We start from the raw sequence: 13,471 nt of genomic DNA, 5'->3' as shown, positions 1-13,471 counted from the left end.
GCGATGATCAACGACGTGATCGTCTCGATCCTCCTCATCGGTGGTGCGCTCATGTCCCTCGCCGCGGGCATCGGCCTGGTGCGCTTCCCGGATCTGCTCTCCCGGATGCACGCCGCGACCAAGCCGCAGGTCCTCGGGCTGCTGCTGTTCCTGCTCGCGCTCGCCGTGGAGACCGGGAGCTGGGCGCTCGTCCCGCTGCTGGTGCTCTGCTGGATCTTCCAGCTGCTCACCAGCCCCGTGTCGGCGCACATGGTGGGCAGGGCCGGCTACCGCACACGACACCTCCGTCGGGACCTGCTCACCCTCGACGAGCTCGACGACGTCGTGGCGCGGGCCGCGGCGACGGACCCCGGACGTGCCGACCGGGCCGGGGAGACACGCCCGGAGGCGGGCGACGGCCCGACCTGACCGGCACCGCCGCGTTCCGCCCAGGGACGGGACCGGCCCGGCCTGTCAACCACCGAGCGGAGAGCACCCTCCCACCGGACCGCCACCGGAAACGGTAAGGTGACTGATGATCGTGGTGCACCGGGACGGAGGGAGGTCGGCAATGGAGACACTGCAGCGCAGCGCGGTGGTCATCGAGGACGACGCCGACATCCGCCGGTTGCTCGCCATCGTGCTGTCCGGGCGCGGGTTCGCCGTGCACGAGGCCGGCACCGGGGCGGAGGGGGAGCGCCTCGTCGACGCCGTCCGCCCCGAGCTCATCACCCTGGACCTCAACCTGCCGGACATGGACGGCCTCGAGCTCTGCCCGAGGCTGCGTGCCCATTCGGACGCGCACCTCCTCACGATCTCCGCGCGGCCGCCGGACCTCACCGCGGAGCAGTGCCTCGCGGCAGGCTCCGACCAGTTCATGGCGAAGCCCTTCAGCCCCCGCGCGCTCCGCGCCTATCTCGACGCCGTCCTCCCCGGGGACGTCCTCGACGCCGCATAGCAGTACACCTGGCACGCGGCCCGGCTCGGACGACTACCGGGCCTTGACCACCGGCAGTTCCGACCACTTCGTCGTGTAGTGGGGTGAGAGCATGTCCCGTTTCATGGTCCAGTCGGATCCCGACCTCAGCCCGGCGTGCCCGAGGCCGATGGCCGAGCGACCGAAGCGCCGCCCCACGTCCTGCAGGAGGGGCCCGGTGTCCTTGAATGCCGGGCCGTCGGCGGGCAGCAGGGTGTCCTGGGTGCCGGCGGGCCGGAGATCGGTGACGATGACGCCCGCGCGGATGTAGGGCACGCCCTCCTCGATGAGGGGGAGGAGGGTGTCCGCGGCACGCAAGAGTTCGAGGGGGTCCGCCGTGTGCGCGGGCAAGGGGACGCAGATCGTGGGTGAGCTCGTGCGTCCTGCGCTGAACGGCGAGGTGGCGGCGAAGGCCGTGAGGACCCGCCCCTGCAGGTGCTTCCGGGCGAGGCGGGACGCGGCGCCCTGCGCGTAGACGCTGAGGGCCTGGTGCATCGCCGCCCGGGTGGCCACCGGCGTCCCGAAGGACCGGGAGTAGAGGACCTGCTCGTTGCCGGTGGATTCGCGTCCCGCGATGCAGGGCGTGCCCTGCAGCTCCAGGACCGTGCGCATCAGCACCACCGAGAAGCGCTTGCGGATGGCCACGGGATCCGCGGCAGCGAGGTCCCAGGCGGAGTCGATCCCCATCGCGGCCAGCCGCTGGGCGTTCTTCGTCCCGACGCCCCAGACGTCCGAGGCCGCGAGCCGCCGGAGCAGGGACCGCCGGTTCGCCTCGGGGACGAGGCCCCAGTGGCACACGCCGTCGAACTCGGGATTCCCCTTGGCCCAGCGGTTGGCGAGCTTCGCGAGGGTCTTGGTCGGCGCGATCCCCACGCAGACGGGCAGCCCGACATTGCGGCGGACGGTGGCCCGGATCTCGGTGCCGGTGCGCCGCTGGGCGTCCAGGGGTCCGGAGAGGGTCAGGAAGGCCTCGTCGATGCTGTAGATCTCGAGGTTCCCGGTGTGCCGGCCGAGCAGCTCCATGACGCGGGCGCTCAGGTCGCCGTAGAGCTCGTAGTTGCTCGAGCGCACCTGCAGCCCCCAGCCGGACGCCTGGCCGGCGATCCTGAACCAGGGCGTGCCCATCGTGATCCCGAGGGCCTTCGCCTCCGGGCTCCGCGTGATGACGCAGCCGTCGTTGTTCGAGAGCACCACGAGGGGCCGGTCCTCGAGCGACGGGTCGAAGGCACGCTCCGCGGACACGTAGAAATTGTTGACGTCCACGAGCGCGATGCTGCTGCCGTGCTCAGACACGGTGCAGGCACCGGGTGGCGACGCCCCAGATCACCAGGGACCCGGATCGGGGACGGGGATGGGCGGGTGGTCCGCGCTCGCAGCGACGAGCGCCACCCCGGAGGACGCGATGCGGATCCTCCGGAGAACGAGTTCGCCGTCGAGCACGGCGATGACGACCGAGCCGTCCCGCGGGCGCAGGGCGCGGTCGACGATCAGCTCGTCGCCGTCGGAGATGCCGGCGCCGTCCATGGCGTGCCCGGAGACGCGGACGATGTACGTGCTCGTGATGTCCCGGATGAGGTGGCGGTTGAGGTCGATCCGGTCCTCGAACCAGTCCTGGGCGGGCGAGGCGTACCCCGATGGCATCAGCGAGCCGTCCTCGGCGGCCCCGACCGGTCGGCCCAGCGCCATCCCGGGTGCACCGGAAGCATCCATCGGTCTGCTCCTTCCCGGCCCCGCCCGGCATCGGCCCGCGCGTCATCGGCCGGTCGTGATCGTGCCGGCCTTCGAAGCCTAGACGCTGCCACCGACGCCGCTGCTCCGGAGCATGTGGAGGTGCCGCACGGCCCATGCGAACACGACGACGACGAGCAGATTGCGGACCGTGAGCAGGAGTGCGACGCCGGGGTGCAGCGCTTCGTGCAGCTGGGTGTAGAGAATCGGGTAGACGAGCGTGGTGAGGACGGCGATCACGACCATCAGGGCGCTCGGCACGATCCACCGGCGTCCGTTCAGGGCGGCGCCCACCGGGATCACGGCGCCCAGCCAGATCATGAACTGGGGAGAGCCCACCTTGTTGAAGACGATCAGCGCCCCGACGAGAGCCAGGGTCCCGGTGACGAGGAGCTGGGTGCGGTCGGCATCGTTCCGCAGCGCAGCCACCATGAGCAGGGCGATCAACGCCACGGCGACGCACAGGAGCGTGTTCATCGCCGCGGCCAGGGGGGCCGTGAAGGAGCCGCGGAGTTCCATGGTGTGGAGCTCGGCGTCGAACTCGACGGTGGTCGCGCCCCCGAGAACGGCCTGCCACAGGCCGGGCGTCGCGAGCGGTGCCTCGAGTTGCATCCCACGGCGGTCCTGCGCCGACAGGAAGCCGAGGACGTTCGCGAGCCCGCCCCTGGCTGCTGCGACGCCGACGATCACCCCGGACACCAGGAGGCCCGCCAGGACAACCCGCACCCGTGCCCTGGCCGCGATGAGCAACGCCAGCACGGCGGCCGCCGGCCAGACCTTGATCCAGGTCGCGAGCGACAGGACGGAGGACGCGAGCATCGGGGACGCGGCAGCGACGACGAGTCCGACGACGACGAGAGGGCCCGTGATCCCGTCCACCCGGGAGAAGGCGACCGGCGCGAGGATCGCGGTGAAGGACAGCCAGAGACAGGCCGCCTGCCACCCGTAGCGCACGGCGCTGCTGTTCAGCAGGGCCAGGACGGCCGCGAGATCGAGCACCACGCACAGCAGGAACCACGCGAGCAGGTAGGCCGGCCGCCCGAAGAGGCCGGCCACGATCATCGGGAGCATCGCACCGGCCGGGTACACCCAGGTGTCGTCGACCCCCAGCCAGATGCCCCTGCTGAAACCGTGGAACGCCCAGTGGCGGTACAGGCCGACGTCGCCATAGGTCTCCCCGGCCATGATGCGGGGCAGCAGCAGGGCGAGGGAGAACGCATGGACGGCCGCGAACGCCACGAACACCGAGGACGTCCGGGCCAGCCGTCCGGTCGGTCCCGGGCGCGCGGTCATGAGGGGCTTCCCTCTGCCCGTCACCGGGCCGCCCGACGAGCGCCGCCGCACCGCCCGGCACCGGTCACGGTCGTCCCTCCGTCCCGCCGCGATGCCCGGCGGACGCGGGGTGCTGCGCGGCCCGGAAGGCCGCCACCGCGTCGGACGGCGGTGACGCGGCGGCCACGAAGCCGTCCGGCCGCACGAGGTAGAGGGTGCCGGGGCGCAGGGGTGTGGAGCCGGTGGAGGCGAAGGTGCGCAGCGGAAGCCCGAGCCCGACGGCGGCGGCCTCGGCGCTGCGCGCCGTCGCGGCGTCGGGGGCGTACAGGTGCAGCTGCCAGGACGCGGAGCGCAGCGCGTCGAAGTTCTCCCCGGTCCACGCCAGCCGGCGGCCGACCACGGCGTCACGGCGACCGCGCCGTCCCGACGGGGGACCGTCCATCCAGTAGTGGATCCGGAGCTGACCGAGGTAGCCGGCCGCCCTCCGCCCGATCGGCAGGTGGGACACGAGCGCGATCCCGACCGGCAGCACGACCCTGGGCGCATACCGGCGCACGAGGGTCGCGGCCCGCGAGCGCGACGTGACCGCGCGGAACACGCGGTCGGTGGACCGGATCAGACGCAGGGCCACGGGGCGGCGTTCCGCCTCATAGCGGTCCAGGTGGGTGTCGGGCACCCGTCCGGCGAGGACGTCGGCGAGCTTGAACGCGAGATTGTGGGCGTCCTGGAGGCCGGTGTTCATGCCCTGCGCGCCCACCGGTGAGTGGACGTGCGCGGCGTCGCCCGCGAGGAGGACCGACCGGTCACGGAACCGTGCGGCGACCCGGTGGTGCACGCGGTACGTGGAGAACCAGTGGGAGTGTTCGTACGTGACGCCGAAGACCTCCGCGAGGCGCTGCTGCGCGTAGCCCTCCGTCACCGCGGTGGCTCCGTCGTCGGCGATCCCGATGAGCCGCTGCCTCTGCCGCGCCGCGCCGTCGGGCTTCATGGGGAACGCGAGGAGGAACTCGGCGGTGCCCTGCCGGACGTTCACCGTGGCGGGTGCCAGCCCGCGCACGCCCACCGCGTCGACGAGGAAGAAGGTCTGCCGGTTCGTCGTGCCCTCGAACGGGATGCCGCACAGGGACCGCACCGTCGAGGAGGCGCCGTCGCACCCGACGGCGAAACGGGCCCTGATGATCTCCTGCCCGTCGGGCCCCTCCACCCGGGCCACGACGCCGTCGTCGTCCTGTTCCAGGCCGCTCAGGCGGTGCCGCCAGCGGACGCCACCACCGAGCTCGGCGAGGTGCCCGGCGAGGATCCTCTCGTTGGCGCTCTGCTCCAGTACGAAGATGCCGGGATAGGGGGTCAGGCCCCGTCCGAGCCCGGCCAGGCGGACGGGAGCGAACGCCTTCCGGCCGAATCCCTGCCGCACGGAATCCGCGTGCTCGGCCTCGGCCAGGACACGGTCGACGACGCCGAGCTGGTCGTAGATCTCCAGTGACCGCGACTGCACGCCGAGCGCCCGGGACTCGAGGGTGGGGCCGTCCCTGCCGTCCACCACGATGGTGTGGACCCCGAGCCTCGTCAGCCAGTTCGCCAGCATCAGGCCCGTGGGGCCCGCACCCACCACGAGGACCTCGATGTCCTCCTGTGCTGCGCTCTCGTGCGTCATGGTCCTCCCCGCAGTCCGTTCAGCGCTCCAGGATCGTGCAGACGCAGGCGCGGTTCCCCTCGGCGTCCGCGAGGACGGTGAACGACGGCGCCTGGGTGTCGTCGACCACCGTGCCGCCCGCGGCCACGGCGGCGGCGATCCGCGCCTCCGCGGCGTCGTGCGGCACCCACAGGTCGAGATGGAAGCGCTGCCGCGGGGTCTCGTGCGCGTCGGTGTGCTGGAACCACAGGAGGGGGACGCGCCCTCCCGGGTCCGCGACGTCGTCGCCGTCCACCGCCGTCGCGTCGCCCGTGAGGAGGGCGGCCCAGAACGGGCCGAGGGCGGCGACGTCGGCCGTGTCGAGGGCGAGCTCCACGACGGCGGGCGCCGCGGGATCCGCCGCGATGCCCCGCTCGCCCGCGACCGCGCTGATCCGGCGCGCGAGGTCGATGTCACGCTCCGTCACGCCTGAGGCATCATGGCTGAGGAGCGTGACGTCGACGTGCGGGTACGTCAACACGACGTCGGGGTGGTGGCCGGCCTGCTCCGCGAGCTCGCCGATCGCCGTCACGAGGGCGAGCCCCGTGGCGAAGTCGCCCGTCAGGAAGCGGGCGTGCAGCGCCCGGGCCAGTTTGCGCCAGTCAGCCAGGCCGGCGTCGAGGATCTGCTGCGTGGTGAGAAGGGTCATGCCGCCAGTATGCAAGGAGACGGCCCCCGGGAGAAGGACTCCAAGGTTCGGCTGCCATACTGCGGGGATGCCCACACTGAAGATCCACCCGGGCTTCGGCGTCCTCGCCGCCCGCTTCGACGGCGATCTCAGGGACCGGTTGCGGGCCGCGGTGATCAACCCGCAACTCCTCCTGGCGGCCAAGGCCGCCCTGGCCGCGGCGCTCGCCTGGACGATCGCCCTCGCCATCCCCGGGACGCCGTCCGAGTACCCGTACTACGCCCCGCTGGGCGCGCTGCTGGCCATCTACCCGACGGTGGCGGGCACCATCAAGCTCGGCCTCCAGACCGTCGTCGGGCTCACCATCGGCATCCTCCTGGCCTACATCGCGGTGTGGGCGGGGGACCCGGACTGGGTGACCATCGCGTTCGTCGTCGGGGTCGGCGTGCTCCTCGGCGGCGTGCTCAAGCGGACGGCCGGCGGCGGCTCGGGCATCGCGTCGGCCGGCCTGTTCGTGCTCGTCATCGGGAACGAGAACCTGGGCTACTCGCTGGGCTACCTGGTCCAGACCGTCGTGGGCGTCGGCGTGGGACTCGCGGTCAGCGCGCTGATCCTGCCCCCGCTCCACCTCAACGACGCGGTGGGCCGGATGAGCGGCCTCCGGCGGACGGCGGCGCGCCAGCTCCAGGAGATGGGCGAGGCGCTCGAGGAGGACTGGGCGGAGGACGACCCGCGCTGGACCGAGCGCCGCGACGCCCTGACGGCGTCGGTCCGGAACGCCCGGAGCGCCCTCCAGTACGCGGCCGAGAGCCGGAAGGGCAACGTCCGGCGGCGCTTCCACCCGCGGGACATCCGCCGCGACTACCGGCACGTCGAGGTCCTGGAGATCGTGGCCTCGCACACCCTGAACATCACCAACATGCTGCAGGACGGGCTCCACGGGACGGCGACCGAGCACCCCCTGCCCGAGGCGGTCCGCCCGCCCCTGCAGGAGGCGTTCACCGCCGTGGGGAACGTCCTGGACCTCTGGACGGTCGAGGAGGACAGCACCGAGATGGTGCGCGACGCCGAACGGGCCCTGAAGGTGCTCGAGACGGCGGCCTACGAGTCGACGTCCGTCACGGTGCCCTTCGGTTCGGCGGCGGCGATCGGCATGAACCTGCACCGGATCGTGCAGGCCGTCAAACCCGAGCTGGACGTCGAGGAGGAGTCCTGACCCACGGGACAGGGGCGCCCCGCGGGGCGCCCCTCGTCCGATCCGGCCGGCCTCAGGTGAGGTCGCGGCTCTTCGAGTAGCGGGCGATCGCCTTCTGCGTCGACCGGTTGGTCAGGACCTGGATGGTGGTGCTGACCGCACCCGAGATGATGGCGAACACGAGCGCGGAGCGCAGTGTGTTCTCCAGCCCGTCCTTGCTCTTGGGCGGCGCCTCGCCGGTGATCTTCTCCCACAGGAAGTCGACGAGCTTCGTCCCGACGAAGCCGGCACCTGCAGCCATCCCCACACCCAACAGCTTGAACACGACGTTCATGGTTTCTCCTTCTAATCCAGTGATCCTGCGCCTAGCCTAGCCGGGCTGCCCGCCCCACCGCAGGCCGAGGGCAGGTGTAGGATCGGGAGCGCTTCACCAATACACGACAGGGGAGCGCCGATCCGCAGCATGCTGCCGGAGCGAGCGCTGAGAGTGCGGACTGCCGCAGACCCTCGAACCTGATCCGGCTAGTACCGGCGAAGGGAGTCGAGTTCTCGGGGTGCGCACCCGTGCACCCTCCCCTCCTGCATCCCAGGAGGAATCAGCATGGCATCATCGACGGCCCTCGAGGGCCTCTCTCCCAGCACCCGCCAGTGGCGCGTCGTCGACATCGTGGTGGCCTCGGTCATCGCCGTCGCCGTCGGCGTCCTGTTCTTCGTCTGGTCCGCGGGCTACTCGGGCATCAGCGTGCTCACCGCCGGCTTCCCGCCGCTCGCGGGCCTGTACTCCGGCGGGTGGCTCGTCGCCGGGGTGCTCGGCGGGCTGATCATCCGGAAGCCGGGCGCCGCGATCTACTGCGAGGTCCTCGCGGCCGCGGTGTCCGCCCTGATCGGCACCCAGTGGGGCGTCAGCGTCCTCATCTCCGGAGCCATCCAGGGGGCGGGGGCCGAACTCGTGTTCCTGCTCTTCCTCTACCGGAAGTGGAACCTGCCGGTCGCCCTCCTCGCCGGCCTCGGCGCGGGCCTGGCACTGGCGATCAGTGAGAACATCCTCTACAACGCGCTGTGGAGCTTCGAGTACAAGCTCCTGTACACCGTGTTCGCCTCCCTCTCCGGCGTCGTCATCGCGGGCCTGCTCTCCTGGGTGGCGATGCGCGGACTCGCGAGGACGGGCGTGCTGTCCTCCTTCGCAGCCGGCCGCACGGCGGACGTGTGACACCAGTACCTGCGCCGTCCCCGGGAGCTGCGTCCGTCAGCGCCCGGGGATGGGGCTGGCGCCACGCCGGACGGCGGGCCTTCGCCGCCCGGCACCTCGACCTCGAGATCCGGCCCGGCGAGCGCGTCCTGCTCCTCGGGGCCTCCGGGGCGGGCAAGTCCACCGTGCTGCACGGGCTGGCGGGACTGCTCGGCAGCCAGGACGAAGGGGAGCAGGAGGGTGAGCTGCTGCTCGACGGCGTCCGCCCCGCCGACGCCCGCGGCCGCGCGGGCCTCGTGCTGCAGGACCCCGAGACGCAGGTGGTCCTCGCGCGCGTCGGCGACGAGGTGGCCTTCGCCGCCGAGAACCTCGCGGTCCCGCGGGAGCAGATCTGGCAGCGGGTGCACCGCGCGCTCGACGACGTCGGGCTCGACCTCCCGCTCGACCACCCCACCGGCGCGCTCTCGGGCGGCCAGAAGCAGCGCCTCGCCCTCGCCGCGGTGCTCGCCATGGAGCCGGGGCTGCTCCTGCTCGACGAGCCGACCGCGAATCTCGACCCCGACGGCGTGCTGGAGGTCCGCGACGCCGTCGTCCGCGTGCTCGACCGCACCGGGGCGACGCTCGTCGTCGTCGAACACCGCGTCGCCGTGTGGGCGGACGTCGTGGACCGCGTGATCGTCCTCGACGCCGCCGGCGGTGTCCTCGCCGACGGCGCCCCGGGGGTGGTCCTGGTCCAGGAGGGCACGCGCGCCCGGCTCGCGGACGCGGGAGTGTGGATCCCGGGCCGGCAGCCCTTCGTCGGAGGCCCCGTGCCCGACGGCGGCGGGGACGTGCTGCTGTCCGCGCAGGCCCTCGCGGTGGCCCGGACGAAGCGGGGTCCGGCCGCCGTCGAGGACCTCGCCGTCGACGTCCGCGCCGGGCAGGCGCTGAGCATCACCGGGCCCAACGGGGCCGGGAAGTCGACGGCCGCCCTCACGCTCGGCTGCCTGCTGCGCCCCCGGGCGGGACGGCTCGACGCGCTGCCGGGCCTTGCGGGCGCCGCGGGGTCGGACCCCTTCCGCTGGCGCTCCCCGCAACTCGTGCAGCGCATCGGCACCGTGTTCCAGGAACCCGAGCACCAGTTCCTCACCCCCAGCGTGGCCGAGGAGCTCGAGTTCGGGCCCCGGCGGGTCGGCGGCACCGCAGACCCCCGGCGCACCGGGGAGCTCGCCGAACGGCTGCGCCTCACCCACCTGCTGCGAGCCAACCCGTTCACGCTCTCGGGCGGGGAGAAGCGGCGCCTGTCCGTGGCGACGATGCTCGCCACGGCGCCGCGCATCCTCATCCTCGACGAGCCGACGTTCGGCCAGGACGCCCTGACCTGGGCGGAACTCGTGACCCTCCTGCGCGAACTGATCGACGCCGGCGTCGCCGTCGTCTCCGTGACCCATGACGCCGATTTCATCGCGGCGCTCGGCGGGGCGACCCTGCACGTCTCCGGCGGCGCCGGACGGCTGGTGGCCTCGTGAGCGGCGACTACCTGACGCCGGCCCTCACGGGGGCCACGCTGCTGCGGGCCAACCCGGTGTCCAAGCTCTTCGCCGCCGTCGTCATCACCCTCGCACTCCTGGCGAGCATCGACTGGGTCAGCGCCGCGGTGGTCCTCGCCTGCGAGCTCGTCCTCCTACCGCTGCTGGGCATCAGCGTGCTCGGGCTCGCCCGGCGGATCTGGCCCCTGCTGGTGGCCGCGCTGCTCGGCGCCTACGGGACCGCCCTGCTCGCGGAGAAGACGGGCGGCGTGCTGCTCGACGTCGGGCCGTTCCTGTTCACGGAGGGCTCCGTCGCGGCGGGGATCGCCGTCGGGCTGCGCGGCCTGGCCCTCGCCCTGCCGGGGATCTACATCCTGCTCACCACGGACCCCACGGATCTCGCCGACGCCCTCGCACAGAAGCTGCACCTCCCGCACCGCTTCGTCCTCGGCGCGCTGGCGTCGCTGCGGCTCGTGGGCCTGCTGGTGGAGCAGTGGGAGATGCTCGGACTCGCCCGCCACGCCCGCGGCATCGGCTCGGACGGCTCGCCCGTCGCCCGGGTGCGGAACCTGCTCGGGCAGTCGTTCGGCCTGATCGTGCAGGCCATCCGGCGTGCCACCCGGCTCGCCACGGCGATGGAGGCACGCGGTTTCGGCGGCGGGACGCGCACCTGGGCGAGGACGAGCACGTTCTCGGCGCTCGACGTCGGCGTGGCCGGCGTCGGACTGGTCATCGCGTCGGGCGCGACGACGGCGGCCGTCCTCGCCGGGACCTGGAACTTCATCCTGTCCTGACCCGCGACCCGGGGCTGGTCCCGGGACCCGGATGCGCGGGCCCCGGGACGGGCTAGAGCACGTCCGAGAGGAAGGACCTCAGGCGGGGGGTCTGGGCGTCGTCGAAGATCGCCGCCGGAGGCCCGGACTCCACGACGACGCCGCCGTCCATGAACGTCACGGTGTCGGAGACGTTGCGGGAGAAGCCCATCTCGTGGGTGACCACGACCATGGTCATGCCCGCCGCCGCGAGGTCCGCCATGAGCGCCAGGACGCCCTTGACGAGCTCCGGGTCCAGGGCGGAGGTGGCCTCGTCGAAGAACATCACCTCCGGGTCCATGGCCAGCGCGCGGGCGATCGCGACGCGCTGCTGCTGGCCGCCCGAGAGGTTGCCGGGACGGACGTCGGCCTTGTGCCTCAGGCCCACGAGGTCCAGCTGGGCGAGGGCCTTGCTCCGGGCCTCGTCCGCGGACATCTTCCGGAGCTTGCGCAGGGCCAGCGAGACGTTGTCCAGCACGGTCTTGTGCGGGAACAGGTTGAACTGCTGGAACACCATGCCGATGCGCCGGCGCAGCTCGTCCGGGTTGTCCTTCAGGACGGACCGGCCGTCCAGCAGGATGTCCCCCTGGTCCGGTTCGATCAGCCGGTTCAGGACGCGCAGGAGGGTGGACTTGCCGGACCCGGAGGGCCCGATGACCGACGCCGTCGTGCCCCGCTCCACATGCAGGTCGATACCGCGCAGCACGTGGTTGGACCCGAAGGACAGGTGCAGGTTCCGGCCCGTCAGGGTCCCTGAGTCGATCGTCTTCACGCCTTCGCTCCTTCGCCGATCGGTGCGGCCAGTTCGTCCGGTTCGGGCTTCTGCTGCCTGCCCACGCGGAGCCGGGTGTCGATGAAGTTGACCAGGTGCGTGAGCGGGATGGTCAGGCACAGGTAGAGCACGCCGGCGGCGATGAGCGGCGACAGGTTGCCGGTGTTGCTCGCGGCGTCGTTGCCCACCCGGAAGAGCTCGCGTTCACTGGCGACGAGGCCGATGAAGTAGATGAGCGAGGACTCCTTGATGAGCGAGATGAACTGGTTCACCAGGGCGGGCAGCACGCGCCGCACGCCCTGCGGGATCACGACCAGCTGCATCGACGCGTTGTAGCTGAAGCCCAGTGCGCGTGAGGCCTCCAGCTGGCCCTTCTCCACGCTCTGGATGCCGGAGCGGAAGATCTCCCCGATATAGGCCGAGGCGATCAGCGAGAGGGCGAGGATGCCGAGGGGGTACGGGCTGGTGCTGCCGGTGATCTCCCGGAGGATCGGGCCGAGCCCGAGGCCGATGAGCAGGATGATCACGACGGCCGGCAGCCCGCGGAAGATGTCCGTGTAGACGCGGGCGATCCACCGCAGCACGCGGTTGCGGGAGATCCCCATGACGGCGAGGATCATCCCGACAACTGTCCCGATGATCCCCGAGGCGAGGGCGAGCAGAAGCGTGTTCGGCAGTCCGACGGTCAGGAGGTCCGGCAGGACGGCCGCCATCGCCTCCCAGTCGAAGAAGGTCTTTCCGAGCTGTTCGAGGGCATCCATGCAGGGACCGCTACTTTACGTCCACGGCTTTGCTGCCGGGCTTCCAGTCGGAGGGCATCTCGCGCTCGGGGTACCACTCCTCGGTGAGCTCGGTCCACGTGCCGTCGGCGACGACGGCGTCGAGGCCCGCGTTCAGGGCGTCGATGAGCGGCTGGTTGTCGCTGTTCACGGCGTACGCGGTGAAGTTCTCGGTGTTGATGATGGTCTCGGCGATGGTGGTGCCGTCGCCCTCCTTCACCTGGCCGGTGGCCTGCTGCGACGGTGCCACCCAGGCGTCCACCTGGCCGTTCTTCACGTTCGCGTAGACGGTGTTGTAGTCGGGGAAGCGCACCGGCTGGAGGCCGAGGGTGTTGGAGACGTAGTCGTCCTGGACCGTGCCCTGGACCACGCCGATCCGGGTGCTCTCGGAGAGGGAGTCGAAGCCCGTGACGGACGAGCCGTCCTTCGTGACGACCGCCATGTAACCGAAGTCGTAGCCGTTGGTGAAGCCGACGTTCTCGCGGCGCTCGGCCGTGGTGGAGATCGAGGAGGATCCGACGTCGAACTGCTTGTTCTGCACCTGCGCGAGGAGCGCGGAGAAGTCCGTGGACGCGAACTCCACCTCGAGGCCCAGCTTGTCGCCGATGGCGCGCAGCAGTTCGTTGTCGTAGCCGGTGAAGACGCCGTCCTCGAGGAAGATGTTCGGCGGGGCGTCCGAGAGCGTGCCGACGCGCAGCGTGCCGTCGGTGATGAGGTCGAGTTCCGCGGTGTCGATCTCGTCGAGCGGCGTGGTGGTGTCGGTCGTGTACTGGTCGAGCGACTGCTGGTCGCTGCCGGCCAGGGCGTCGGTGGTCTCGGTGGGTTCGCTGCTGCCGCTGCCGCACGAGACGGTCAGGGCGAGGAAGGGGACGGCGAATGCCGCCAGGACCTTGCGGGAGATGTTCATGGTGTCCTTCGGGGTACCGGCCCGGAGCGGGGCACGGGAAACGGGGGTGGTGCG

Annotated in this window: 14 protein-coding genes, 1 pseudogene and 1 riboswitch; of the genes and pseudogenes, 6 read left to right on the top strand and 9 right to left on the bottom strand. The window is 71.8% G+C overall.

Annotated features, from left to right (window positions below):
• Window positions 1-3 precede the first annotated feature (3 nt).
• Entirely contained in the window at window positions 4-408 is a 405-nt protein-coding gene (mnhG, locus tag C4K88_RS11030) for a monovalent cation/H(+) antiporter subunit G (protein WP_104121662.1), read from the top strand.
• A gap of 142 nt (window positions 409-550) precedes the next feature.
• Complete coding sequence (locus C4K88_RS11025) at window positions 551-937, top strand: response regulator transcription factor (protein ID WP_167399023.1); 387 nt, start codon at window positions 551-553, stop codon at window positions 935-937.
• A gap of 33 nt (window positions 938-970) precedes the next feature.
• On the opposite strand, the gene C4K88_RS11020 is transcribed toward C4K88_RS11025, so the two are convergent.
• From C4K88_RS11020 to C4K88_RS11000, 5 genes and pseudogenes are all read right to left on the bottom strand, one after another.
• Window positions 971-2,248 carry a Y-family DNA polymerase gene (locus C4K88_RS11020; RefSeq protein ID WP_241521840.1) on the bottom strand — a complete coding sequence of 426 codons (1,278 nt, stop codon included), beginning with the start codon at window positions 2,246-2,248 and terminating at the stop codon, window positions 971-973.
• Window positions 2,241-2,641, bottom strand: a pseudogene (locus C4K88_RS11015) (LexA family protein). Before C4K88_RS11015 ends, C4K88_RS11020 begins: the two are co-directional and overlap by 8 nt.
• Before the next feature lie 102 nt (window positions 2,642-2,743).
• Window positions 2,744-3,976, bottom strand: a complete 1,233-nt coding sequence (locus C4K88_RS11010) for a glycosyltransferase 87 family protein (protein WP_104121660.1) — start codon at window positions 3,974-3,976, stop codon at window positions 2,744-2,746.
• A gap of 64 nt (window positions 3,977-4,040) precedes the next feature.
• Window positions 4,041-5,609 carry an FAD-dependent monooxygenase gene (locus C4K88_RS11005; protein WP_104121659.1) on the bottom strand — a complete coding sequence of 523 codons (1,569 nt, stop codon included), beginning with the start codon at window positions 5,607-5,609 and terminating at the stop codon, window positions 4,041-4,043.
• A 19-nt stretch (window positions 5,610-5,628) separates the two neighbouring features.
• Window positions 5,629-6,276 carry a 4a-hydroxytetrahydrobiopterin dehydratase gene (locus C4K88_RS11000; RefSeq protein ID WP_104121658.1) on the bottom strand — a complete coding sequence of 216 codons (648 nt, stop codon included), beginning with the start codon at window positions 6,274-6,276 and terminating at the stop codon, window positions 5,629-5,631.
• A gap of 67 nt (window positions 6,277-6,343) precedes the next feature.
• Between C4K88_RS11000 and C4K88_RS10995 the strand changes: the two genes are divergently transcribed.
• Window positions 6,344-7,471 (top strand): FUSC family protein, encoded by a 1,128-nt coding sequence (locus C4K88_RS10995; RefSeq protein ID WP_104121657.1) that lies wholly within the window; start codon window positions 6,344-6,346, stop codon window positions 7,469-7,471.
• 52 nt (window positions 7,472-7,523) lie between these two features.
• Here C4K88_RS10995 and C4K88_RS10990 read toward each other — a convergent pair whose 3' ends face one another.
• Complete coding sequence (locus C4K88_RS10990) at window positions 7,524-7,784, bottom strand: DUF4235 domain-containing protein (RefSeq protein WP_104121656.1); 261 nt, start codon at window positions 7,782-7,784, stop codon at window positions 7,524-7,526.
• 98 nt (window positions 7,785-7,882) lie between these two features.
• Window positions 7,883-8,007, top strand: a riboswitch (TPP riboswitch).
• Between the two features lie 44 nt (window positions 8,008-8,051).
• Between C4K88_RS10990 and C4K88_RS10985 the strand changes: the two genes are divergently transcribed.
• From C4K88_RS10985 to C4K88_RS10975, 3 genes are read left to right on the top strand one after another with little or no spacing between them, the layout of a single operon-like run.
• Entirely contained in the window at window positions 8,052-8,660 is a 609-nt protein-coding gene (locus C4K88_RS10985; protein ID WP_104121655.1) for an ECF transporter S component, read from the top strand.
• Window positions 8,657-10,147, top strand: a complete 1,491-nt coding sequence (locus C4K88_RS10980; RefSeq protein WP_104121654.1) for an ABC transporter ATP-binding protein — start codon at window positions 8,657-8,659, stop codon at window positions 10,145-10,147. Before C4K88_RS10985 ends, C4K88_RS10980 begins: the two co-directional genes overlap by 4 nt.
• Window positions 10,144-10,941 (top strand): energy-coupling factor transporter transmembrane component T family protein, encoded by a 798-nt coding sequence (locus C4K88_RS10975; RefSeq protein ID WP_104121653.1) that lies wholly within the window; start codon window positions 10,144-10,146, stop codon window positions 10,939-10,941. The genes C4K88_RS10980 and C4K88_RS10975 overlap by 4 nt, the downstream gene beginning before the upstream one ends.
• 52 nt (window positions 10,942-10,993) lie before the next feature.
• Here the strand turns inward: C4K88_RS10975 and C4K88_RS10970 are convergent, their stop codons facing one another.
• The 3 genes from C4K88_RS10970 to C4K88_RS10960 are packed head-to-tail and all read right to left on the bottom strand — an operon-like array spanning window position 10,994 to window position 13,417.
• A complete protein-coding gene (locus tag C4K88_RS10970; protein WP_104121652.1) occupies window positions 10,994-11,731 on the bottom strand; it encodes an amino acid ABC transporter ATP-binding protein in 738 nt (245 codons plus the stop codon).
• The gene (locus C4K88_RS10965; RefSeq protein WP_104121651.1) at window positions 11,728-12,492 is read right to left on the bottom strand and encodes an amino acid ABC transporter permease; all 765 of its coding nucleotides are present in this window, start codon (window positions 12,490-12,492) and stop codon (window positions 11,728-11,730) included. The genes C4K88_RS10970 and C4K88_RS10965 overlap by 4 nt, the downstream gene beginning before the upstream one ends.
• Window positions 12,493-12,502: 10 nt before the next feature.
• Entirely contained in the window at window positions 12,503-13,417 is a 915-nt protein-coding gene (locus C4K88_RS10960; RefSeq protein WP_104121650.1) for an ABC transporter substrate-binding protein, read from the bottom strand.
• Between the last annotated feature and the right edge of the window lie 54 nt (window positions 13,418-13,471).

Origin of the sequence: Arthrobacter pityocampae (assembly GCF_002927275.1) — a bacterium.
Lineage (GTDB): Bacteria > Actinomycetota > Actinomycetes > Actinomycetales > Micrococcaceae > Arthrobacter_D > Arthrobacter_D pityocampae.
The sequence above is the reverse complement of the archived record's forward strand: the minus strand, read 5'-3'. Positions and strand labels throughout refer to the sequence as shown.

Excerpts from the sequence above, each read along its gene's own strand:
- mnhG (WP_104121662.1), top strand. The coding sequence starts at position 4 with ATGATCAACGACGTGATCGTCTCGATCCTCCTCATCGGTGGTGCGCTC.
- C4K88_RS11025 (WP_167399023.1), top strand. The coding sequence starts at position 551 with ATGGAGACACTGCAGCGCAGCGCGGTGGTCATCGAGGACGACGCCGAC.
- C4K88_RS11010 (WP_104121660.1), bottom strand. The coding sequence starts at position 3,976 with ATGACCGCGCGCCCGGGACCGACCGGACGGCTGGCCCGGACGTCCTCG.
- C4K88_RS11005 (WP_104121659.1), bottom strand. The coding sequence starts at position 5,609 with ATGACGCACGAGAGCGCAGCACAGGAGGACATCGAGGTCCTCGTGGTG.
- C4K88_RS11000 (WP_104121658.1), bottom strand. The coding sequence starts at position 6,276 with ATGACCCTTCTCACCACGCAGCAGATCCTCGACGCCGGCCTGGCTGAC.
- C4K88_RS10995 (WP_104121657.1), top strand. The coding sequence starts at position 6,344 with ATGCCCACACTGAAGATCCACCCGGGCTTCGGCGTCCTCGCCGCCCGC.
- C4K88_RS10990 (WP_104121656.1), bottom strand. The coding sequence starts at position 7,784 with ATGAACGTCGTGTTCAAGCTGTTGGGTGTGGGGATGGCTGCAGGTGCC.
- C4K88_RS10985 (WP_104121655.1), top strand. The coding sequence starts at position 8,052 with ATGGCATCATCGACGGCCCTCGAGGGCCTCTCTCCCAGCACCCGCCAG.
- C4K88_RS10965 (WP_104121651.1), bottom strand. The coding sequence starts at position 12,492 with ATGGATGCCCTCGAACAGCTCGGAAAGACCTTCTTCGACTGGGAGGCG.
- C4K88_RS10960 (WP_104121650.1), bottom strand. The coding sequence starts at position 13,417 with ATGAACATCTCCCGCAAGGTCCTGGCGGCATTCGCCGTCCCCTTCCTC.